At 59.4% G+C, this 22607-nt stretch carries 14 protein-coding genes; 8 read left to right on the top strand and 6 right to left on the bottom strand.

All coding sequences use genetic code 11. The features are described 5' to 3' along the window. Nucleotides 1–4: 4 nt before the first annotated feature. From M9Q49_RS06955 to M9Q49_RS06920, 8 genes are read left to right on the top strand one after another with little or no spacing between them, the layout of a single operon-like run. The gene (locus tag M9Q49_RS06955; protein ID WP_254507989.1) at nt 5–832 is read left to right on the top strand and encodes a DUF4159 domain-containing protein; all 828 of its coding nucleotides are present in this window, start codon (nt 5–7) and stop codon (nt 830–832) included. Nucleotides 833–846: 14 nt separating this feature from the next. Beyond that, the gene (locus M9Q49_RS06950; RefSeq protein ID WP_254507988.1) at nt 847–1863 is read left to right on the top strand and encodes an AAA family ATPase; all 1017 of its coding nucleotides are present in this window, start codon (nt 847–849) and stop codon (nt 1861–1863) included. A 36-nt stretch (nt 1864–1899) separates the two neighbouring features. Further along, nucleotides 1900–2871, top strand: a complete 972-nt coding sequence (locus M9Q49_RS06945) for a DUF58 domain-containing protein (RefSeq protein WP_254507987.1) — start codon at nt 1900–1902, stop codon at nt 2869–2871. Then, nucleotides 2868–4976, top strand: coding sequence for a BatA domain-containing protein (locus M9Q49_RS06940; protein ID WP_254507986.1), 2109 nt, complete (start codon nt 2868–2870; stop codon nt 4974–4976). The genes M9Q49_RS06945 and M9Q49_RS06940 overlap by 4 nt, the downstream gene beginning before the upstream one ends. After that, complete coding sequence (locus M9Q49_RS06935) at nt 4973–8848, top strand: DUF4175 family protein (RefSeq protein WP_254507985.1); 3876 nt, start codon at nt 4973–4975, stop codon at nt 8846–8848. Before M9Q49_RS06940 ends, M9Q49_RS06935 begins: the two co-directional genes overlap by 4 nt. After that, complete coding sequence (locus M9Q49_RS06930; protein WP_254507984.1) at nt 8845–11220, top strand: glutamine amidotransferase; 2376 nt, start codon at nt 8845–8847, stop codon at nt 11218–11220. Before M9Q49_RS06935 ends, M9Q49_RS06930 begins: the two co-directional genes overlap by 4 nt. Beyond that, entirely contained in the window at nt 11220–12194 is a 975-nt protein-coding gene (locus tag M9Q49_RS06925; RefSeq protein WP_254507983.1) for a hypothetical protein, read from the top strand. The genes M9Q49_RS06930 and M9Q49_RS06925 overlap by 1 nt, the downstream gene beginning before the upstream one ends. A 45-nt stretch (nt 12195–12239) precedes the next feature. Further along, nucleotides 12240–13940 (top strand): fatty acid CoA ligase family protein, encoded by a 1701-nt coding sequence (locus tag M9Q49_RS06920; protein ID WP_254507982.1) that lies wholly within the window; start codon nt 12240–12242, stop codon nt 13938–13940. Between the two features lie 15 nt (nt 13941–13955). Here the strand turns inward: M9Q49_RS06920 and M9Q49_RS06915 are convergent, their stop codons facing one another. The 6 genes from M9Q49_RS06915 to kdpA form a co-directional block, all read right to left on the bottom strand. Continuing rightward, nucleotides 13956–14348 carry a hypothetical protein gene (locus M9Q49_RS06915; protein ID WP_254507981.1) on the bottom strand — a complete coding sequence of 131 codons (393 nt, stop codon included), beginning with the start codon at nt 14346–14348 and terminating at the stop codon, nt 13956–13958. A gap of 92 nt (nt 14349–14440) precedes the next feature. Continuing rightward, nucleotides 14441–15130, bottom strand: a complete 690-nt coding sequence (locus tag M9Q49_RS06910; protein ID WP_254507980.1) for a response regulator — start codon at nt 15128–15130, stop codon at nt 14441–14443. A gap of 4 nt (nt 15131–15134) precedes the next feature. Beyond that, nucleotides 15135–17825 carry a sensor histidine kinase gene (locus M9Q49_RS06905; protein ID WP_254507979.1) on the bottom strand — a complete coding sequence of 897 codons (2691 nt, stop codon included), beginning with the start codon at nt 17823–17825 and terminating at the stop codon, nt 15135–15137. 6 nt (nt 17826–17831) lie between these two features. Then, nucleotides 17832–18410, bottom strand: a complete 579-nt coding sequence (kdpC, locus tag M9Q49_RS06900; protein ID WP_254507978.1) for a potassium-transporting ATPase subunit KdpC — start codon at nt 18408–18410, stop codon at nt 17832–17834. Nucleotides 18411–18421: 11 nt separating this feature from the next. Then, a complete protein-coding gene (gene kdpB, locus M9Q49_RS06895) occupies nt 18422–20527 on the bottom strand; it encodes a potassium-transporting ATPase subunit KdpB (protein ID WP_254507977.1) in 2106 nt (701 codons plus the stop codon). Between the two features lie 14 nt (nt 20528–20541). Then, entirely contained in the window at nt 20542–22287 is a 1746-nt protein-coding gene (gene kdpA, locus M9Q49_RS06890) for a potassium-transporting ATPase subunit KdpA (RefSeq protein WP_254507976.1), read from the bottom strand. Nucleotides 22288–22607: the final 320 nt, after the last annotated feature.

Below are 22607 nucleotides of genomic sequence, written 5' to 3'. Positions count from 1 at the left end.
ACCTATGTCTCGCCGCACCACCATCCTGCTCACGTCGCTGATCGCGTTCTTCGCGCTCACCGCCCTCGGCATCGCCCAGCGTGGCCGTTGGAGTCGCGAAGTTCGCCCGGAATTAGTCGATCGCAACGGCGTGCCGGAGTGGAAGAACGACGAGCATTTCAAGAGCGACGTCTTCACGTTCGTTCGCATCCGCTATCAGTCGATGAGCGGCTATGGTCGCGGTGGCGGCAACTGGGCCACCGATTATCCCGACAGCGATCTCAATTTCTCGTACCGCCTGCATGAACTCACCTCGCTCGAAGTCGATCCCAACGGCAAGATCATCGAACTCACCGACGACGCCCTCTTCGACTACCCGTTCATCTACCTCATCGAACCCGGCCGAATGTATCTCAACGATGCCGAGGTCACCGCGCTCCGAAAGTATCTCCTCAACGGCGGCTTTCTGATGGTCGACGATTTTTGGGGCGAAGAGGAATACGCCAATTTGTACGAGAACATGAAGCGCGTCTTCCCTACGCGAGAGCCCGTGGAGCTGCCACTGGAGCATGAGATTTTTCACTGCGTGTATGACCTGAAGAAGAAGCCGCAAGTGCCGAGCATTCACGCTTGGTACAACGGCATGACCACCGAACGAGCCGACGCTCAAGAGCCGCACTACCGAGGCATTTTCGACGATCAGGGGCGGATGATGGTCATTATTTGCCACAACACCGATCTCGGAGACGGCTGGGAGCGAGAGGGAATGGATCCGCAATATTTCAAAGAGATGTCGGAGAAATATTCGTATCCGATGGGAATCAACATCGTGACCTACGCCATGACTCACTAAATAACGAGGCCCATGTGACCAGCGATTTGGATGCGTTTCAGTTAGAACAAAAAGTGGTCGAGCAGATCCGCGGCAGCCGCGCGCTCATCGATCGCGAACTGTCGAAAGTCATCGTCGGCCAGGCCGAAGTCGTCGAGCAGTTGCTCATTAGCTTGTTCGCCGGCGGCCATTGCTTGATCACCGGTGCGCCAGGCTTGGCAAAGACCCTGCTCGTCCGCTCGATCGCGCAAGTGTTTCACTTGCAGTTTCAGCGTATTCAGTTCACTCCCGACCTGATGCCCGCCGACATTACCGGCACCGAAATCCTCGAGCAAGCCAGCGACGGCCATCGGCGAATGCAGTTCGTCAAAGGTCCGATCTTCGGCAACGTGATTCTCGCCGACGAAATCAACCGCACGCCGCCGAAGACGCAGGCCGCGCTGCTGGAAGCGATGCAGGAACATCAAGTCACGGTTGCCGGTCAGCGGTACGTGCTCGACGAGCCGTTCTTCGTCCTCGCGACGCAGAACCCGATCGAAATGGAAGGGACCTACCCGTTGCCGGAAGCGCAGCTCGATCGCTTCATGTTCAACGTGCTGATTGATTACTTGCCCGAAAACGACGAAGTCGCCGTGGTGAAACAAACCACCTCGCGCAAACCCGAACCAATTCAAGCTCTCTTCACTGGCGAAGACGTCCGCAATTTCCACGAAGTCGTCAAGCGTGTGCCGATCGCCGAAGATGTCATTCGTTACGCGGTCCGTCTCTCCGCTGCCAGCCGCCCCGGCCAGGAACATTCGCCCAGCTTTGTGAAAGATTGGGTCAGCTGGGGGGCTGGAACTCGCGCTGCGCAATACATGGTCCTCGGCGCCAAGGCCCGCGCTCTCCTCGCCGGCCGCAACCTCGCCACGGCGGAAGACGTCCGTGCGATGGTTCATCCCGTGCTGCGGCACCGCGTGCTGGTCAGCTACCGCGCCGAAGCCGAAGGGGTGACGGTCGATCAGGTCATTGCTCGCCTGCTCGATCACGTTCCGTTGCCGAAGCCCACCTAAGTTTCGCTTGCGCACTCGCAACTAGACTGCTCGCTCATGCCCCGCGCTCCGCTGATTTCGAAAACCAACCAATCCGGCAACGCCGGCCCGCGCGCGTCGTATCTCGATCCCGCCACTCTGATGCGGATCAAGAATCTGGAACTGCGGGCGCGGCAGGTGGTGCATGGTTTTCTCAGCGGGTTGCACCGGAGCCCTTATCACGGATTTTCCGTCGAGTTCACCGAGTATCGCCAATACACGCCCGGCGACGATCCGCGCTATCTCGACTGGCGCTTGTATGCTCGCAGCGATCGCTACTATCTAAAACGTTTTGAAGACGAAACCAATCTTCGCTGCTATTTGCTCGTCGATCTCAGCCGCTCGATGGGCTATGGCTCGCTGGCCTACGACAAAGCGGAATATGCCAAGACAGCCGCCGCGACGATCGCCTACTTCCTGTCGCTGCAGCGCGATGCAGCCGGCCTGGTGACTTTCGACGACAAGATTCGCGAGTACCTCCCCGCGCGCTTTCGCCCCGGACATTTGCATCGGCTGTTCCTCGCGCTCGAGCGCTCCACGGCGGGAACGGCCACTGATCTAAAAGCACCACTCGAGCAAGTCGCCAAAACCGCGCGTCGCCGTGGCCTCGTCGTGCTTCTGTCTGATCTTCTCGCGCCGCCAGAGACGCTCGAAAAGGAGCTCGGCTATTTGCGAACGCAGGGGCACGAAGTGGCCGTTCTGCGAATTCTCGATCCCGCCGAGATCGATTTTCCCTTTAACGAAGCGGCGATGTTTCTCGACGTAGAAACAGGCCGCGAGTTGTATGTCGATCCGCAACTCGCCCGACAGCAGTACCAGGAGAAATTCACCGCCCATGCGAACGCGCTGAAGCAAATCTGTCAGCGACTCGGCGTTGACCTCTACGATCTGCCGACGAACAAACCGCTGGAGCTGGCCCTCTTCGATCTATTGCACGCGCGGATGCGTCGCGGCCGGTTGATCGCTCGGCACTCGGGAGGAAGCCGATGAGCATCCTCGCGCCGCTGTTTCTCGTCGCCCTCGGCGGGCTCGCCCTGCCGCTGATTCTGCACCTGGTCCGCCGCACGCCAAAGGGTAAGCAGCAGTTCAGCTCGTTGATGTTTCTCAGCCCGACGCCGCCGCGTCTCACCCGTCGTAGCCGACTCGATCAGGTGCTGTTGCTCCTCATGCGACTCGCCGCCCTCGCGCTCCTGGCGTTCGCTTTCGCCAGGCCGTTCCTGCGAGAAAACAGCTTGCTCGCGGTCACCGATCTGCAGCAACGGCGCGTCGCGCTGCTCGTTGACACCAGTGCCAGCATGCGCCGCGGCGATTTATGGAAGCAAGCCATCGCCGCTGCCGAAAAAGAACTCGACGGCCTCGCGCCGCAAGACGAAGTTGCGCTCTATACCTTTGCCGACCGCGTGCAGAACATCGTCGGTTTTCCTACCGATGGCAAAGTAGTTTCCGCCCCTCCCGCCGACGTGGTTCGTCAGGCTCTGAAACAAATCGAACTTACCTGGTCCGCCGGCGACATGGGCTCCGCGATCACGACGCTCGCAGCCGAGTTGGCCGCGGCCAACGACGTCGCGCAGTCGCAGGCCATTCCGCAACTCGTCGTCATCAGCGATTTTCAGCGCGGCAATCGGATTGAATCGCTGCAAGGATTCGAATGGCCGAAGGACGTGCGTGTCGTCCCGCGGCAACTCGCACTGAAGCAAACCAGCAACGCCACGCTGCAGTTCCTGCCGCCGGAAGCAGGCACCGCGGATGAGGAGCCGCGGGTGCGTGTCTCGAATGCAGCCGATTCGACCGCCGATCAGCTCTTCGTTCGCTGGCTGGATCCGAAAGATCCGAACGGCACGGCTGGCGAAGTTCCTGTCTACGTGCCGCCGGGCCAGAGCCGTGTCATTCGCCTGCCGCGACAACCAAACAACCTCACCGCCGATCGGCTCATCCTCCGCGGCGACTCGCAGGAGTTCGACAACACGTTTTATGTCGTGCCGCCACGGCAGCAGCAGATTGCGCTCACCTATTTCGGCGACGATACAGCCGATGATCCCGCCGGCCTGCAGTACTATCTGCGTCTCGCCACAGCTGACGATCCGCTGCGGCAGGTGACATTCACCGCGCTCAAGAGCGATGCGTCGCTGCCGTCGGTCGCGCCGCAATTGGTCGTGGCCACAAGCGTCTCCAGCAGCACGCAGCAATCGTTGCAAAAGTACGTGGAACAAGGGGGCGTGCTCCTCTTCGTGCCGAAGGATCAAGCCGCGGCCAGTCCGCTCACGAATTTGTTCTCTGGCGCAGAGTTGCTCCCAGCGAACACTGAGCGCAAGGAAAATGAATTTCAACTCCTCGGCGAAATCAACTTCTCCGATCCGATCTTTCAGCCGTTCGCCAATCCTCGCTACAACGATTTCACTCGCATCCATTTCTGGCAGCATCGCGCGGTGAAGTTGCCCGCCGAAACAAACACGCGCGTCCTCGCTCGCTTCGACAATGGCGATCCCTGGCTGCTCGAAACTTCACTCGGCAAAGGTCGAGTCTGGGCGATGACCAGCGGTTGGCAGCCGGACGACAGTCAGCTCGCCGTTTCCAGCAAATTCCTGCCGCTCGTTGGGAGCCTGCTCGATCAAGCCTGCGGCGCTTCGCGGGCGCTGGCATCGGGCGTCGTCAATGCGCCGGTTGCGTTGCCGCGCGATCGCACGGCGGAGTTGATTGTTCAGTCGCCATCCGGTGAAAAGGAATCGATACCAACCGCTGCCACAGAGTTTCGCGAGACGAACGAGCCGGGCATTTATCAGGCCGGCGCCGGTCAACAGGAATTTCGCTTTGCCGTGAACATCGCTGCCAGCGAAAGCGATACGACGCCACTCCCCGTCGAGCAACTCGAACAACTTGGTTTGAAAATCGGTCAATCCGTCACAGCTGCCGAACGCCTGAACCGCGAGCGGCAACGCCGCGATACCGAACTCGAAAGTCGCCAGCAATTCTGGCGCTGGCTGGTGGTTGGTTGCCTCTCGATTTTGATTTTGGAAACCTGGTGGGCGTCGCGCGCATCGAGCCTTGGTGCTGCGACCGCGAGTGACGCCCGACTGTCCACGGAGGTTGTCGCATGATTCAGCAACTCCTGCTCGCGCAACTCGACCGCCTCGCCAACCGCGAGCGCTGGCTGCGGCTGCTTCAGTTTCTCTCGCTCGTCTGGATCGTGGCTGCCGTTGCCGGCGGTCTGCTCTGGGCCTGGGGACGACAAACGCTCACGGCGACCACCGCCCCGGCCATTTTGTTGGTCCTGCTCACCGCGCTGCTCGCGGCCGCCGTGATCTGGCGAGTCATTTCGCACCGGCAAAATTACACGTGGCTCGCCGGTCAGGTCGAACGAGCTTTTCCCGAACTTCGCACCACGCTCCTCGCCTCGATCGAACAACGTCCCGATCCCACCATCGGTGAATTCGGCTATTTGCAAACGAGCGTGATGCGCGAAGCGCTGCAACACTCCTATAAAAACCCGTGGGCCAACGTCATCTCGCAGCGGCAACTCCTGCTCCAGGGGATCGCCAACGCGGTACTATTCGCCATCTTTGCAGTCGCGCTCGTCGGAGCCCTCATCGCCGTCGGTTCGCCCAATGGTCCCATTCAACAAGCCGCGGCTGCGCTGGTTTTGCCGGCGGGTCAGAAGTTCGTGATGACCGTCGAGCCGGGGAGTACCGAAGTCGAACGCGGCACCAGTTTGCTGGTTCTCGCACGCATTCAGGGGCAAATGCCCGGCGAAGCAACGCTCCATTATCAATCGGTGAGCGGCGAGGAAGTAGTTCTTGCGATGCCGCCGAGTCTCGCCGATCCCGTCTTCAGCGGCCGCATTCCGATCGTTGACGAACCGCTCGAATATTTCGTTACCGCGGATGGCCAGCAGTCGCCGAAGTACAGCATGAAGGTGTTTGAGTATCCCAAGCTCGTCCGCGCCGATGCGACGTTGGTTTATCCGAAGTACACGGGCCTCGAAGAGCGGACCATTCAAGACGTCCGCACGGTCTCCGCCGTCGCCGGCACGCAGCTGACAATTCGCTGCCTGCTGAACAAGCCAGTCACTTCGGCCACCCTCACCAACACACGCACTGAAGCAACCGCCCCGCCGTTGGAACTGACTGCCGATTCAGCGGACGCGTCGCGCTACGAAGTAACGATCACGCTCACGGAATCCCGCCGGCTGAAGCTCGAACTGGTCGACGACATGGGCCGGAAGAATCAGAAGCAAGATCAGTTCACTATCAATGTGCTGCCGAATCAGCCGCCGGTCTTAAAGCCGCTTTTTCCCGCGCGCGATCTCGAAGTTTCGGCGCTCGAAGAACTCCACACGCGGGTCAGCGTCACCGACGACTTCGGCGTCGAGCGTGTCGGCCTCAGTTACTCACTCGCCGGTCAGCCGCCGGTCGATGTAACGCTCGCTACGAAAGCCGCTCCCAAGCAGAAGCACGAGTTCGCCCAGCAGATCGATCTGGAAAAACTCGCCGCCGAGCCCGATCAATTGCTTTCCTATTACTGGTGGGCTGAAGACATCGACGCCGCCGGCCAGATCCGTCGCACGCAGTCGGATATGTACTTCGCCGAAGTCCGGCCCTTCGAAGAAATCTTCCGCCAGGGAGAACAGCCGCCCGGCGGTGCTCAGCAGCAGCGTCAACAACAGCAGCAACAGCAAGGCCAAGGGCAGAACGCCCAAGATGCCCAGCAATTGGCCAAGCTCCAAAAAGACATCATGAATGCGACGTGGAAGCTCATCCGCCGCGAGATCGCGCCGGCTGTTTCTCCGGCGTTTGTTGATGACACCGAGCAGGTTCGCCTGTCGCAATCCGCCGCTCGCGAGCAGGCGTCGTCGCTGGCCGAAAGGTTGCAGGACGAGAAATCACTCGGCCATGCAGAAGAAATTCTCAAGCAAATGGATCGGGCAATTGCTGAATTACAACAAGCCCACGATGGCCCGACTCGCGATACGTTGCAGTCAGCCCTCGCTGCCGAGCAGGCCGCTTATCAAGGCCTGCTCAAGTTGCGTGCACGAGAGCATGAAGTTGTTCGCCAGCAACAGCAACAACAGCAGGGCCAACAAAGTCAGCAGCAAAGCCAATCCCGTTCGCAGCAGCAACAACAGCAGTTGCAACAGTTGGATCTGAAGCAGGAAGAGAGTCGTTACGAAACGGAACGGACCGCGCAGGAACGGCAGGAAGAATCGGCCGCCGATCGCGAGAACCGACAAGTGCTGAATCGCCTGCGTGAACTCGCTCAGAGACAACACGATTTGAACGACCGTTTGAAGGAACTGCAGTCTGCCCTCGAAGCGGCCGAAACGCCGAAGGAAAAAGAAGACATTCGCCGCCAGCTGCAACGGCTGCAAGACGAGGAACGGCAGATTCTGCAGGACACCGACGAGCTGCAATCGCGACTCGATCGGCCAGAGAACCAGCAGCGAATGACCGAGCAGCAACAACAGCTCGACGAAACGCGCGACCAGGTCCGCCGAGCCTCGGAAGCCCTGCAGCAAGAACGCGTCGGTCAGGCGGCCGCTGCGGGAACACGAGCGGAACAGCAATTTGATGACCTCCGCGAAGAGTTTCGCCGCCGGGCTGCCAATCGCTTTGGCGAAGAAGTTCAGCAGCTGCGCGAAGCGGCTCGCGAGCTCGAACAGAAAGAACAAAAGATCGCCGAACAAATCCGCGGCGAACAAGAGTCGAAGCCGAACGACAAGTCGAAAACGCCGTCACTGCGCGAGGAGAATAATGACCGTGAGTCGATTGCCCAAGAGCTGACCGACCAGCGGAAACGGCTCGAGGGAGTTCAGAATCAAATGCGTGAGACAATCGAACGGGCCGAAGAAACCGAGCCGATCTTGTCGCAACGTTTGTACGAAACAGCCCGCAATCTGCGCGATCAGAAGATCGACAAGGCCCTGCAATCGGCCGAGCGATCCGTTCGCCAGGGTCTGCCACAAGACGCGGAAAAACAAGAGGCCGTTGCCGGCGAAGGTCTCAAGCAGCTACGCGAGGGAATCGAAAAAGCCGCTGAAGGGGTACTCGGTGATGAAACCGAAGCTCTGCGTCGTGCTCGTGGCGATCTGCAACAGCTGGCGCAGGAACTGAACAACGAAGTAAATCGCAATGCGCCGCGCGAAGGAGAAGACGAACAGCAGGGGCAGCGACCAGGTCAGAGCCAACAAGGTAATCAGCAGCGCGGACAGCAACCGTCCAGTGGCCAACAGCAAAAGGGCGGCCAACAACAGAAGAGTCAACAGCAGCCTGGACAAGGTGGTCAACAAGGTCAGCAGCCGATGGGTCAGGGGCAGCAGCCCGGCGAAGGACAACGCCCCGGGCAGGGACAACAACCGGGTGAGCAAGGTCAACAGCCTGGACAAGGCCAGGGACAACGACCCGGCGAAGGACAGCAGCCAGGCCAAGGTCAACAACCGGGACAGGGGCAAGGTCAGGGACAACAGCCAGGTGAGCGCGGTCAGCAACCCGGTCAGGGTCAGCAAGGTCAACAACCGGGCCAGGGACAAGGTCAAGGCAATCAGCCAGGCCAACGTGGCGGTCAGCAGCAGGCCAACGGCAATCCGCGTGGCGGCGCTGCTGGTCCGTACGAAAACGACGAACAAGAGCAAACCTCCGGTCCACTCACCGGCGAACGATTTCGCGAATGGTCCGATCGTTTGCGCGATGTGGAAGAAATGGTCGGCGATCCGCAACTGCGGGCCGATGCAGCTAGAATCCGCGAGCGAGCCCGCGCCGTCCGCGCGGAAGCCAAACGACATTCGGCGGCGCCGAATTGGGATCTCGTTCGCGATCAGCTATTGAATCCACTCAATGAACTCGAAAAACGAGTCAGCGAAGAAGTCCTCAAGCGCACCTCGAAGCAGGCTCTCGTGCCTCTCGATCGCGACCCGGTTCCGCCGGAATATTCCGAGAAGACTCGCAAGTACTACGAACGCCTCGGGAGCGGCAAATGAGCGAATTGCTCGCTCCATCGCAGGTTCTCGCCGAAATTATTCTCGGCGGGCGACAATGGCTCGGATTGGCCGCGGTCCTCACGATCGCTGCGCTCGCGCTGCTCGTCTGGACCTATCGACAAACCAGCAGCACTTCCTGGCTGAAGACGACCTGCTTCGGCTTGAAGGCCATCGCTATCGTGCTGCTCGCGGTTTGCCTGATCGATCCGCTTTATGTCGGCCAGCGACCCAGGCCCGGGAGCAATCTGTTTCTCGTCGTCGCCGACAATAGTCGTAGCTTGCAGCTCGCTGATCCCGGCGCTCGGCAATCGCGCGGCAGCGCGGTGAAGGAAAGTCTGGTTGAGAAGGAAGGTTGGCTCACTCGCTTGGCCGTTGATTTCGATGTTCGCAAATACACGTTCGATACGCAGCTGCAGCCGACGCAAGATTTTTCGCAGCTGGAGTTCACCGGCGAGGCCTCGGCGCTGTCGCAAACGGTTCAGCAGCTTATTGATCGCTATCGCGGCCAGCCTGTCGCCGGCATTTTGCTGCTGACGGACGGCAACGCCACCGATCTAGCCTCAGAACTGCGCATCAGCAATTCGCCGCCGCTGTTTCCCGTCGCGCTCGCTGGTCGCAAACCGGCAGCCGATCTATCGCTCGCCCACGTCGCGGTGAGCCAGACGAATTTCGAAGCCGCGCCGGTCACGCTCGTCGCCGAAGTCGAAACGGCAGCGCTGGCGGGCAAGAAAATCGTCGTGCGGGTGATGGATGAAGAAGGCAAAGAGCTCGAGAAGCAAACGCTCGCCGTCAGCAAGGAGGGGGAGTCACTCTCGCAGCGGTTCCTGATCAAGCCGGAAAAACCCGGCGTGAGTTTTTATCGCGTACAGGCGGCCCTCGCCGGCGAAGAAAATCTAAAAGCCGACGCCACCAATTCTGCCGAGGCGACGCTGGCCAACAACACTCGCTTCGCGACGGTCGATCGCGGCAGCGGCCCTTATCGCGTGCTCTATGTTTCTGGTCTGCCGAACTGGGAATTTAAATTCCTGCGGCGAGCTGTCGCCAAGGACGACGAAGTCGACTTGGTTGGCCTCGTGCGGATCGCCAAGAAAGAGCCGAAGTTCAACTTCCTCAGTCGCACTGATGAAAAGACGAATCCGCTCTTCCGCGGTTTCGGCAACAAAAACGACGAGACGGCTGAGCAATACAACGAGCCGGTGATTCTGCGACTCGGGACGGAGAACAAGGACGAACTTCTGAAGGGATTTCCTAAAGATGCCGAGGATTTGTTTCGTTACCAGGCGGTGATTCTCGACGACATCGAAGCCGGCTTCTTCACGCAGGATCAACTGTCGTTGCTGCAGCAATTCGTCAGCCAGCGCGGCGGCGGTCTGCTGATGATGGGTGGTAAGAATTCGTTCGGCGAAGGGGGCTATGCTCGCACGCCGATTGCGGAAATGCTTCCGGTCTATCTCGACCGAAGTCGCGGTGAGGTCAACACCCAGCCGTTGCATCTCAAGCTGACACGCGAAGGTTGGCTGCAACCGTGGATTCGCGTGCGGGCCAACGAGCAGGACGAAGAAGCTCGCCTCGTTTCGATGCCGGCCTTCCGATCGCTCAATCGCGTCGAAGCAATCAAGCCCGGGGCCTCGGTGCTGGCCGAAGTCGAAACGGCCTCGAGTGAATCGCGCCCCGCGCTAGCGGTCCAACCATTCGGCCGCGGTAGAACGGCGGCGCTGCTGCTGGGCGATATGTGGCGGTGGGATCTGCGCCGCGAAGATGCAGCGACCAGCGATTTAGAAAAAGCCTGGCGGCAGACCATCCGCTGGCTGATTGCCGACGTGCCGCAGGCCGTAGAAGTGGAAACTCAGGTGAAGACCGGTACCGGTTTGCCAGCCCGTGAAATCATCATCCGTGCCCGCGATAAGAAATTCCTGCCACTCGACAATGCGACCGTGACCATCGTGGTGAATACACCCGATGGCAACGAAATCAAACTCGCCGCCGACAGTAGTTCGGCCGCGGCGGGCGAATATCGCGCGCTGTTCGTGCCGCGCGTGGCGGGAGCGTATCGAGCAACGGTCTCGGTCGTTGCTCCCGATGGCAGCGATGTGGGGAGTCGCGAGACAGGCTGGGCGGCAGAGCCCGAGACCGAAGAATTCCGCGAGCTCACGGGCAATCACGGGTTATTGGAACGACTTGCGAAAGATTCTGGCGGCGAAGTGCTCACGCTCGACGGTCTCGATCGATTTGTCAGCAGCCTGCCGAATCGAAAAATTCCGCAGGTCGAAACCTGGTCGTATCCGCTCTGGCATCAATGGCAGGTATTGGTGCTCGCCATCGGTTGCCTGGTCGGCGAATGGGGTTTGCGGCGTTGGAAAGGACTGGCCTGATGTTGCGGCTTGCTTTTTTGTTCGCACTCCTGCCGGCGATTGCTCTTGCACAAGAGCAGCGGCAGCAAGTCGTCGTTGTCGTGGGAGCAACCGGCAGCGAAGAGTTTGAAAAGCCGTTTCAAACCTGGGCCGATCGCTGGGAAGCGGCGGCGAAAAAAGGAAACGCTGGCTTCACGAAGATCGCAGCTGCCAAGGATGGCATCGAACCGAAAACGCAATTGCAAACCTGGTTCAAGCAACATGCCGACTCGCAGCAGCCGATCTGGCTGGTGCTCATTGGCCACGGCACGTTCGATGGCAAAGTTGCGAGGTTCAATTTGCAGGGCCCGGATGTTTCCTCCGCGGAACTTAAAGAAATGCTGCAGCCGATCGAAGGACAGCTCGCGGTGATCAACTGCACTTCCAGCAGCGGGCCGTTTCTGGCCGAGATCGCCGCTCCGCAGCGCGTGGTGATTACCGCGGCTCAGAGTGGCCACGAATATAACTTTGCGCACCTGGGAGAATACCTATCGGCGGCCATCGCCGACCCGGTCGGCGATCTAGACAAGGACGAGCAGACGTCGCTGCTGGAAGCTTATTTGCTCGCCAGTTCCCGACTGCGCGAGTTCTACAAAAAGGATGGCCGCCTCGCGACCGAGCATGCACTGCTCGATGACAACGGCGACAAGCAAGGCACGCCGGCCGATTGGTTTCAGGGTCTGCGTGTGGTGAAAAGATCGAAAGCCGGCGCTGCCGCCGATGGCGAACTGGCGCGGCAGTTTGTGCTGGTTCGCAGCGAGCGCGAGGCAAAACTTCCCGCGGCTTTCGTCGAACAACGGGCAGCGCTCGAGCGCCAACTGTCAGAGCTGCGGCAGCGAAAAGAAATGCTCTCGGAGGCAGACTACCTCGCCGAGCTCGAACCGTTGCTGGTGAAGATTGCCCGGCTTGGTGAAGAAAAAAGCACGCCGGCGGAGAAGCCTGCCGCGAGTCGTTAGGCAGCCACCTTCGCGCCGGAAACAGTTCGGCCGATACTGCTGAGGATGAATTCTGAATCTCTCCCGGCAGCCCTGAACAACGTCGGCTTCCGTCTCAGCGAAACGGCCCGCCATAATCCAAACGGCATGGCCATCGCCATGCCGCGCGGTCGCGATGCAGCCGGCAAACGAAAATACGAATCGCTGACGTTCCGTGAGCTCGACGACGACACCAACCGCATCGCTGCCGGATTGCACGCAATGGGCGTGCAGCCCGGCATGAAGCTGGTGCTCATGGTGCCGCCGAGCATCGATTTCATTGCGCTCGTCTTCGCACTCTTCAAATCGGGCGTCGTGCAGGTGCTGATCGATCCCGGCATGGGTCGCGGCAACTTGATTCGCTGCCTGAGCGACAGTCAGCCCGATGGTTTCATCGGCATCCCGCTCGCGCAAGCCGTGCGGGTTTTCCTGCGCGGCAGATTTCCAAAAGCCAAGTTCAACGTCACCGTCGGCCGCCGCTGGTTCTGGGGCGGCAAGACGCTGCAGCAACTGCGCGAGATGAATGCTCCACTCACGCCGCCGATCACCAAGCCGGCAGACCCCGCCGCGATCATCTTCACCACCGGCAGCACCGGTCCGCCGAAGGGAGTGCTCTATCGTCACGGCAACTTCAATCGCCAGGCCGATGAGATCCGCGACTTTTACCACATTCAGCCCGGCGAAATCGATCTGCCGGGCTTTCCGCTCTTCGCGCTGTTCAACTGCGCAATGGGCGTCTCCACCGTCATTCCCGATATGGATCCCACGCGCCCGGCGAAAGTGAATCCGCAAAACATCATTGAAGCAGTCAACGACTGGCAGGTGACGCAGGCCTTTGGTTCGCCAGCGCTGTGGAATGTCGTCGGCCAGCATTGCGAGAAAAACAATATCACCTTGCCATCGCTCAAACGCATTATGTCCGCCGGTGCGCCCGTGCCGCCGCATGTGCTAAAGCGGATGAAGCATGCAATTCATCCCGACGGCGACATTCACACTCCGTACGGCGCGACCGAAGCGTTGCCGGTCGCCTCGATCGCCGCGAGCGAGGTGCTGCGCGAAACAGCAGCCAAAACCGCGACCGGCGCGGGAACTTGTGTCGGCCGACGATTCCCGGGCATCGAATGGAAAGTGATCGCTATCGACGATGGGCCGCTCACGAACATCGAACAGACTCGCGAATTACCCCGCGGCGAAATCGGCGAACTCCTCGTGCGCGGTCCGGTCGTCACCAGCGAGTATGTCACCCGCACCGACTGTAACCCGCTCCACAAAGTGGCCGACGGCGAAACGTTCTGGCATCGGATGGGAGACGTGGGTTATCTCGAGCAGGCTCCAGCCGACAATCCGCGAGGCGAGCGGTTCTGGTTCTGCGGACGCAAAGCTCACCGCGTCACCACCGCGCGGCAAACATTGTTCACCGAGCCTTGCGAGGCAATCTTCAATCAGCATCCGCACGTCTACCGCAGCGCGCTCGTCGGTGTTGGACCGCGCGGAAAGCAACGGCCCGTCATCATCGTCGAGCCTTGGCCCGAACATCTGCCGAAGGATCGAATTGCTGCTCGCAAACTGATCGGCGAACTCAGCGAACTAGCCGCCGCTTATGAGCACACACGCGAGATTGAGACTTTTTTCATTAATCCTGCGTTGCCGGTTGATATCCGTCACAACGCCAAGATTTTTCGGGAACAGCTCGCTGTGTGGGCTGCGAAACGCTTGCCGCGCGAATAACAATCGCAATCAGGTTCAGCCCAAGATTTGGGCGAGTGCATCGACTGCTGACCGGGCCGCGGCCAATCCGCCCATTTTGTCGACGAACTTCTTCACCTGAATTAGCTGCTGCAGATCCGTCACGACTGGCCGCCCGGCTTGGCGACCGCGTTTGCCGACCTTGGCGTCTTTTTTTCTGGCGTTCGAAAGGACCGTGCTCACGAACTGGGCACTGGTGATCGTACCCTCTTTCTTCAAAGCATCGGCAATTTCTTTGGGGCTGGCGGTCGGGTTCGCAGCCTTATAGGAGCGAATTGCGGCAGATTTGTTTACACCAGATCTTGATTTGCGCGCCATCACCAGACTCCATTGGCAGAAGGTATAAGATTCCCTCCAATTAACAGTAGTGCTCTGTAACGAGAGCGTCAATTAGCGATTTCACGCCAAATAATAAATATTGCTATGAAAGTAATATTTATTAGCAGCGGTCATAGCGCATCTGCGATCGTGCTTGCCGGTCGCTAGTCAGCCGCAAAACGATATCCCACCCCCTGCTCGGTGAGTATATATCGCGGCCGCGCGGGATCTGCTTCTAGTTTTCGTCGCAAGCTGGCAACGAACACACGCAGGTAGTGATTTTCCTGAGAATCCTGCGGCCCCCAAACTTCTCGCAATAAGAAGCGGTGCGTCAACACTTTGCCCGCATGCTTGAGCATCGTCACTAGCAGCTTGTATTCGAGCGGCGTGAAATGAACTTCCTGGCCTTGGCGATGGACGATGCGGGCTGCCAGGTCGATTTGCAGATCACCGATCGCGACCTTCGTCACTTCCGTTTCGCCTCGATTGGCGTGCCGGAGCGCAGTGCGAATACGAGCGAGGAGTTCACCAATACCAAAAGGCTTGGTGATGTAATCATCGGCGCCGCGATCGAGCGCTTTGATCTTTTGCGGTTCTTGATCGCGAGCCGATAGAATAATAATCGGAGCTTGATACCATTCGCGCAGCCGCTGCAACACATCCTGGCCATCCATATCGGGCAAGCCCAGATCGAGAATGATTAAATCCGGCGGCTGGCTGGTTGCCTTGCGCAAACCATCCTCGCCGGAAACGGCTTCGCTGAGGCTATACCCTTCATTGGTAAGGGCCGCTTGCAAGAACCGCCGGATCGGCTGTTCGTCTTCGATGACGAGAATGTGATGATCGCCTGACATATGACTATTCTATCACGACCTGCGGCGCGTCTTTTGCCAGTGGCAAGCGCAGCAAGAACTCCGCGCCGCCGCTGGGAAGATTAGCAGCCGTAATGTTGCCGCCGTGAGCTTTGGCGATGGCCCGGCAAATGGCCAAGCCCAATCCGCTGCCGCGTCCGCCATCGGCAGCTTGTGAGGCTCGGTAGAATTTTTCGAAAACTCGTTCTTCCGCGCCGCTGGGCAGCCCCGGGCCGTTGTCGGAAACGGCGATGCGCAAGCTTGCGTTATCAACGGCGGCGGCGATCGTCACGTGCGTGCCGGCCGGCGTGTAGCGGGCCGCGTTCTCGAGCAGGTTGACGAAGACCTGCTCCATCAGCAAGCCATCGATGAAGACTAACGGCAAATCGAGCGGCAGGTTCACCTTGACCGGATGATTCTGCAACAGTCGCGCGGTGCGATGAAGCGCCGAGCCAACGATCTCTTCCAGCACATGCCACTGCTGGCTGGGAGTCGCGGCGCCGGCATCCAGTTTCGACATCTGCAGAATGTTTTCGAGCAGTCGGTTGAGACGAATCGCTTCATCGCTCACGGTCTCAAGCAGCTGCCGGCGCGTACGATCGTCGATCGACTCGCTCTCGAGCAGGCTGCTGCTAGCGCCGGCGATAGCGGCCAGCGGCGTCTTTAGATCGTGCGAAACGCTGCTGAGCAGGCTGCTGCGCACTTGCTCGGCCTCGGCCTGAATGCGGGCTTCGGCGGCGTCGATGGCCAACTGATCGCGCTCCAAAGCCAGCGCGAGCAGATTGGCGCAAGCTTCTAACAGCCGTCGCACATCGGGCTCCAGCAAACGCTGCGCATCATCAACGCGGATTGCGATCGCACCGTGAGTTCGCTGCGAGCCAACGAGAGGAAGAAACAGCGCCGCAGCGCTAGGTAGTGTATTCGTTGCGGCGCCGGCAATCTGATCATGCTCGACCACCCATCGCGCGACCGGCAAACTCAGCGCATGCCCGGCGATGGTCGAATCCTGACCGAAGGCGAGCTCCGGCGTCGACGATCGCCCTTGCAGATAAATAGCAACTTCTCCCCCAACCATCTCGGCCATGGTGCGGCCGGCCGCGCTGACCAGAAACAGATTGCCATAGAGTGAACTCAGTTTCTTGCCTAATTCATACAGGCCTGCAGTGCGCCGCTCGCGCTCACGCGTACTCTGCACCTGAGCCCGCAATCGCGACGTCAACGTGCTCACGGCCAGGCCGATCGCGAGCATGACCGCGAACGTGACGACGTACTGAACATCCGAAACATTGAAACTGTGAACCGGCGGCACAAAGAAATAGTCGAAGGCCAGAACCGCCAGAGCGCTCGCCAGAATCGCCGGACCACGGCCGTAGCGAAATGCGGACCAAGCCACGGCGGCCAAAAAAAGCATAACTGTGTTGGCCTCACCATCGGCGAAGTGCAACGATTGCAGCGCGTAAGCCGCGACGCCGGTCAGGGCGATCAGCAACGAAGATTTGAGATAAGGAAGAATATCGAATGCAGCCACCGGCCCGCGAACGCCAGTCGATTGCTTCGGCTCTTCCTCGCCGTGAATCACATAGACATCGATCTCGGCACTCTGCTCTAGCAGTTCGTCGACGACGGAACCAAAGAGAAGTCGCTTCCACCGCGGCTGATTGGTTTTGCCGATCAGAATCTTAGTGACGTTGCGCGAACGAGCGTAGCTCAGAATCGTGGCGGTCACGTTCTGCCCGGCAATGGTTACCGTTTCGGCTCCCAATCGTTCCGCGATCCGAAAATGTTGAGCGACTTGCTGCTGCTCAGGACTGTTGTTCGATTCACCCGTCAGATCGACTGAAACCGCGAGCCACGGCGCATCGAGCGCCGCGGCCATTCGCCGGGCCGTGCGAATGACGCGGGCCGTGGTCGGACTCGGCCCGACGCAAACGAGCAATCGTTCCGAAGTCGCCCAGGGTTGGCTGATCGACTTTTCGCGGCGGGCCGATTCCACATCGGTGTGAATCCGTCGTGCTGCTTGCCGAAGCGAAAGCTCGCGCAGGGCATTCAAGTTTGGTTTCTGAAAGAAACTTTGAATCGCGCGATGTGCTTGCTCGGGGAGATAAACCTTGCCAGCCTTGAGACGAACGAGAAGCTCTTCGGGGGTGATATCGATCAGTTCGAGATCGTCGGCCAGATCGAAGACGCGATCGGGAACGAGTTCGCGCACAACCACGCCGGTGATTTGGCCAATCACATCGTTGAGGCTCTCGATGTGCTGCACATTGAGCGTCGTCCAAACATCGATACCGGCGGCGAGCAGTTCCTTCACATCTTGCCAACGCTTCTCATGGCGGCAGCCGGCCGCGTTGGTGTGTGCGAGCTCATCGACGAGCAATAAATCGGGATGCCGCGCGAGCGCAGCATCGACATTGAACTCGCGGAGCGTCACGCCGCGATAATCCAACTCCTGCAACGGAATCGTTTCGAAGCCCGCAAGCAGCGCTTCCGTTTCGCGCCGGCCGTGCGGCTCGACATAGCCGACGACGACTTCGCGGCCCTCGACCTTTGCCCGGCGAGCGTTCTCCAGCATCGCGTACGTTTTGCCAACGCCGGCCGCATAGCCGAAGAAGACCTTCAGCGAACCGCGTTTCGCTTCGGCTTCGTCGGCCTGGACTTGTGCCAGCAGGGCGTCGGGATTGGGGCGAACTTCCGGCATGCGGCGTTAGTCTTTTTTCTGCGAATGATCGAGGGCCAGATTGAGGGCGAGCACATTTACGCGAGGTTCGCCGAGCACACCCAGTTGTCGCCCCTCGGTGTTTTGTCGGACTAATTCTCGCACGGATTCCTCTTTCATTTTCCTTACAGCGGCGACTCGCGCGACTTGAAATTCCGCCGCCGCGAGTGAAATCTGCGGATCAAGTCCACTGCCGGAGGCGGTTACCAGGTCGGCCGGAATGTTTGTCTTCGACGATCCGCTCGCCGTGAGTAATTCTATGCGAGCTTCGGCTGCTTTTTTTAGATCGGGATGCAACGGCCCATAATTCGATCCGCTCGAGGCCGTGGCGTTGTAAGCATACGGAGCCGTCGCCGAGAGTCGGCCCCAAAAGTATTCCGGCTTGGTGAATTGCTGGCCGATCAGCGACGAACCAATGGTTTGATCTGCCTTTTTCAACAAGCTGCCATTGGCCTGTTGTGGAAAAGCCAGCTGGGCAACCGCCGTGACGATCAAAGGATACACGCCACCGGTCAGCATGGTGAGCGCGACGAGCAGCAACGTGGCAATGCGTAATTGTCGAAACATCGGACGATTCCTTATGCAAGGCCCACGGCGGACAGCAACAGGTCGATGGCTTTGATGCCAACGAACGGCACGATCAGGCCGCCGAGGCCGTAAATGAGCAAGTTGTTTCGTAAGAGCTGAGCCGCGCCGACGGGACGATACGACACGCCTTTGAGGGCCAGCGGAACGAGGGCGATGATGATCAGAGCATTGAAGATGACTGCCGACAGGATCGCACTCGATGGCGAGGTGAGTCGCATCAAGTCGAGTGCTTTCAGCGCTGGATACGTTGCCGCAAAGGCTGCCGGCAGGATCGCGAAGTACTTCGCAACGTCGTTGGCAATGCTGAACGTTGTGAGCGAGCCGCGGGTCATCAGCAATTGCTTGCCGATGTTGACGATCTCGATCAGCTTTGTCGGATTCGAATCGAGATCGACCATATTGCCGGCTTCCTTTGCCGCCTGCGTGCCGCTGTTCATCGCCACGGCGACATCGGCTTGGGCAAGCGCCGGCGCGTCGTTCGTGCCATCGCCCGTCATGGCAACCAGGCGGCCACCTTTTTGATATTCGCGAATGAGCGACAGCTTGGCCTCAGGCGTGGCCTCGGCGAGGAAGTCGTCGACGCCGGCTTCGGCGGCGATCGCAGCGGCTGTGAGCGGATTGTCGCCGGTGATCATCACCGTCTTGATCCCCATCTGTCGCAACTCGGCAAAACGCTCCTTGATGCCGCCTTTGACGATGTCTTTCAGCTCGATCGCGCCGAGTACCTGTGCGTTGCGACTAACTACCAGCGGCGTACCCCCGGCTTTGGCAATTTGTTGTACGGCGGCGCGCACGTCGTCCGGCAAAAAACCACCGAGACTGCGGACATGGGTTTCGACAGCTTCGGCCGCACCTTTACGAATCTCCTGGCCGTCGAGCGTAACGCCGCTCATCCGCGTGCGGGCCGAAAACGGCACGAAATGAGGCTGGATTTGTTCGAGGTCGCGAGCACGCAGCCCGAAGCGCTTCTTGGCGAGTACTACAATGCTGCGTCCCTCGGCCGTTTCATCGGCGAGCGAAGCCAACTGAGCCGCTTCGGCCAATTCTTGCTCTTTCGTGCTCACCGCAGGAATGAACTGCGTTGCCTGACGATTGCCCAGCGTGATGGTGCCCGTCTTGTCAAGCAGCAGCACATCGACATCACCGGCGGCTTCCACGGCGCGACCCGACATGGCAACGACATTAGCCTGGCTGAGTCGATTCATCCCGGCGATGCCGATGGCAGACAGCAGCGCGCCAATGGTTGTTGGCGCCAGACAGACGAACAGGGCCACGAGCACCGTCAAGCTGATGACTTTGCCTTGGCCGGAGACCGCGACGCTGAACATCGAGTAAGGAAGGAGCGTCGCCACCACGAGCAAAAAGATCAACGTGAGCGCGGCGAGCAGAATCGCCAGCGCGATTTCGTTCGGCGTCTTCTGCCGCTTGGCGCCTTCCACCATCGCAATCATGCGGTCCAGAAAACTCTGGCCCGGCGCTGCTTTGACTTGAATGATCAGCCAGTCGGAAATTACTCGCGTTCCGCCAGTGACCGAGCTGCGATCGCCACCACTTTCGCGCACCACCGGTGCGCTCTCGCCAGTGATCGCACTCTCGTCGACCGAGGCAACCCCTTCGACAACTTCGCCATCGGCTGCGATGGCATCGCCCGCTTCGGCAAAGATCAGATCACCGACGCGAAGTTCGTCGGCCTGGCGAATTTCGATATCACCGTCGACTAGCAATTCCTTCGTCGATCGCCGTTTGCCAGAATGCGCGAGCGGCAAACAAAAACGCTTCGAGCCAACTTCAGAGCGACTCTTCTTCAGCGCCGCCGCTTGGGCGCGGCCGTGCCCCTCGGCGATGGCTTCGGCAAAGTTGGCGAATAGCACGGTGAACCAGAGCCAAATCGCCACGCCGAGCACGAAGACCGACGATTCGCCCGCTGCCGAGACAAACGAGTTGAGCCAAAGCGCCGTCGTCAAAATGCTGCCGAGATAAACGGCAAACATCACTGGATTGCGCAGTTGAACGCGCGGATCGAGCTTCGCGAATGAAGCGACAACGGCCTGGCCGAAGATCTTCTTATCAAACAGATGTGTAGATGTTTTAGTCATTGCGTGTATTTCTCCTAGTGCTTCGGCAGCTGCAGGTGTTCCACGATGGGTCCCAAAGCGAGCGCCGGAAAATAGCTGAGTGCTCCCACCACGATCACGACGGCGATTAGCAACACCACGAACAGCGGTGTGTGCGTCGGCAGCGTGCCTGCTCCGGCGGGAACAGTTTTCTTGTGAGCGAGCGAGCCGGCAATCGCCAGCGCTGGCACCATTACCCAAAAGCGGCCGATGAACATTGCCAAGCCAAACAGGCCGTTGTAAAACGGCGTGTTGGCTCCCAACCCCGCAAACGCGCTACCGTTGTTGTTCGCCGTCGAGGCAAACGCGTACAGCACTTCGCTAAAGCCATGCGGCCCCGGATTGAAAATCGTGGCCTTGCCGGCAGGCGTGACCACAGCGATTGCAGTTCCAATCAGAACCATCGCGCACGGAAACAGAATCGCCAGCGTGGCCATCTTCATCTCGAACGCGCCGATCTTTTTGCCGAGATACTCCGGCGTGCGCCCGACCATCAGTCCCGAGATAAACACCGCGACAATCGCGAACATCAACATGCCATACAAACCAGATCCCACGCCGCCGAAGATCACTTCACCGAGTTGCATCAGCCACATCGGCACCAGACCGCCGAGTGGTGTGTACGAATCGTGCATCGAATTCACCGAACCGTTCGACGCCGCCGTGGTTGTCACGGCCCATAGCGTGGAATTCACAATGCCGAACCGAGTTTCCTTCCCTTCCATGTTGCCGCCCGGCTGCCGGTTGGAGACAGCTTGATCAACTGACAACTCGTTCAGAACCGGATTCCCCTGCTGTTCGGCGATGGTGTTCAGAACCAACAGCGGAACAAACACCAGCGACATCGCGGCCAGCATCGCCAGACCTTGTCGTCGGTCTCCAACCATTTCGCCGAACGTGTAACACAGCGCCGCGGGAATCAGCAGGATGGCAACGACTTGCAGGAAGTTCGACAGCGGCGTCGGATTCTCGAGCGGATGCGCCGAGTTCGCATTAAAGAAGCCACCGCCATTCGTGCCAAGTTGCTTAATGGCAATCTGCGAAGCTGCCGGACCGACGGCGATCTTTTGCGTCGTCACCGCGTTGCCGTTGGCATCCACGGTCGCGTCCATCAGCTTCGCTTCGTGATACGAACGAAAGGTCTGCACTACGCCTTGCGAAACGAGCGCGATGGCAAGCAGCAGCGACAAAGGCAACAGGATGTACAACGTGCCGCGCACCAGGTCGACCCAAAAGTTGCCGATCGTGTCGGTCACGTGGCGAGTGAAACCGCGAATCAATGCAATCAGTACAGCCATGCCGACCGCGGCAGAGACAAAGTTCTGCACGGTGAGCGCGAACATCTGTGTGCAATAGCTCATCGTGCTCTCGCCGCCGTAGCCTTGCCAGTTGGTATTCGTCGCAAAGCTGACTGCGGTGTTGAACGACGAATCGGTCGAAACGGCCGACAACGACTCCGGATTCAGCGGCAGTACACTCTGTGCGCGCTGCAACGCATAGACAGCCACGAAGCTGACAAAGCTGAACATCAGCGCTGCCGTCGCGTAGCGCTGCCAGGTCATTTCTTCGGCGCGATCAACACCGCATAGCCGGTACAGCAATCGCTCGAACGGCGAAAAGACTCGCTCCAGAATCGGCGCCGAGCCGGAATACACCCTGGCCATGTAAAGGCCCAGCGGTTTTACGCACGCCAGCAGCACTCCCAGAAAGAGTGCCAGTTGCAAAAGACCGTTGACGGTCATGAAAACTTCTCCGGAACAAGCAACGCGGCCGTGAGATACACGACCAAAAAAGCGACGACCATTGACGCAAAGACAAGTGTCCAGTCCACGCTCAGTCCTCCGCTCGCAAGCTGCCGATGAAGTGCACCAGGCCGCCCGTTCCAATGAAAAAAGCCGCGCCGGCTACCAGCCAAACGATGTCCATGGTTGATTTCTCCTCGATGTGATTTCTCTTCGATCACCATCGAGTGAATTAAATCGGAAGTCGCATAAAAAGGGCGTCAAGAGCGACGCCAGACGTATCAAATCTTTATCAAGATGCCTGCGGCGATGTTTGGCAT

Origin of the sequence: Anatilimnocola floriformis (assembly GCF_024256385.1) — a bacterium.
Lineage (GTDB): Bacteria > Planctomycetota > Planctomycetia > Pirellulales > Pirellulaceae > Anatilimnocola > Anatilimnocola floriformis.
This window is presented reverse-complemented; position numbering and strand designations above follow the sequence as displayed.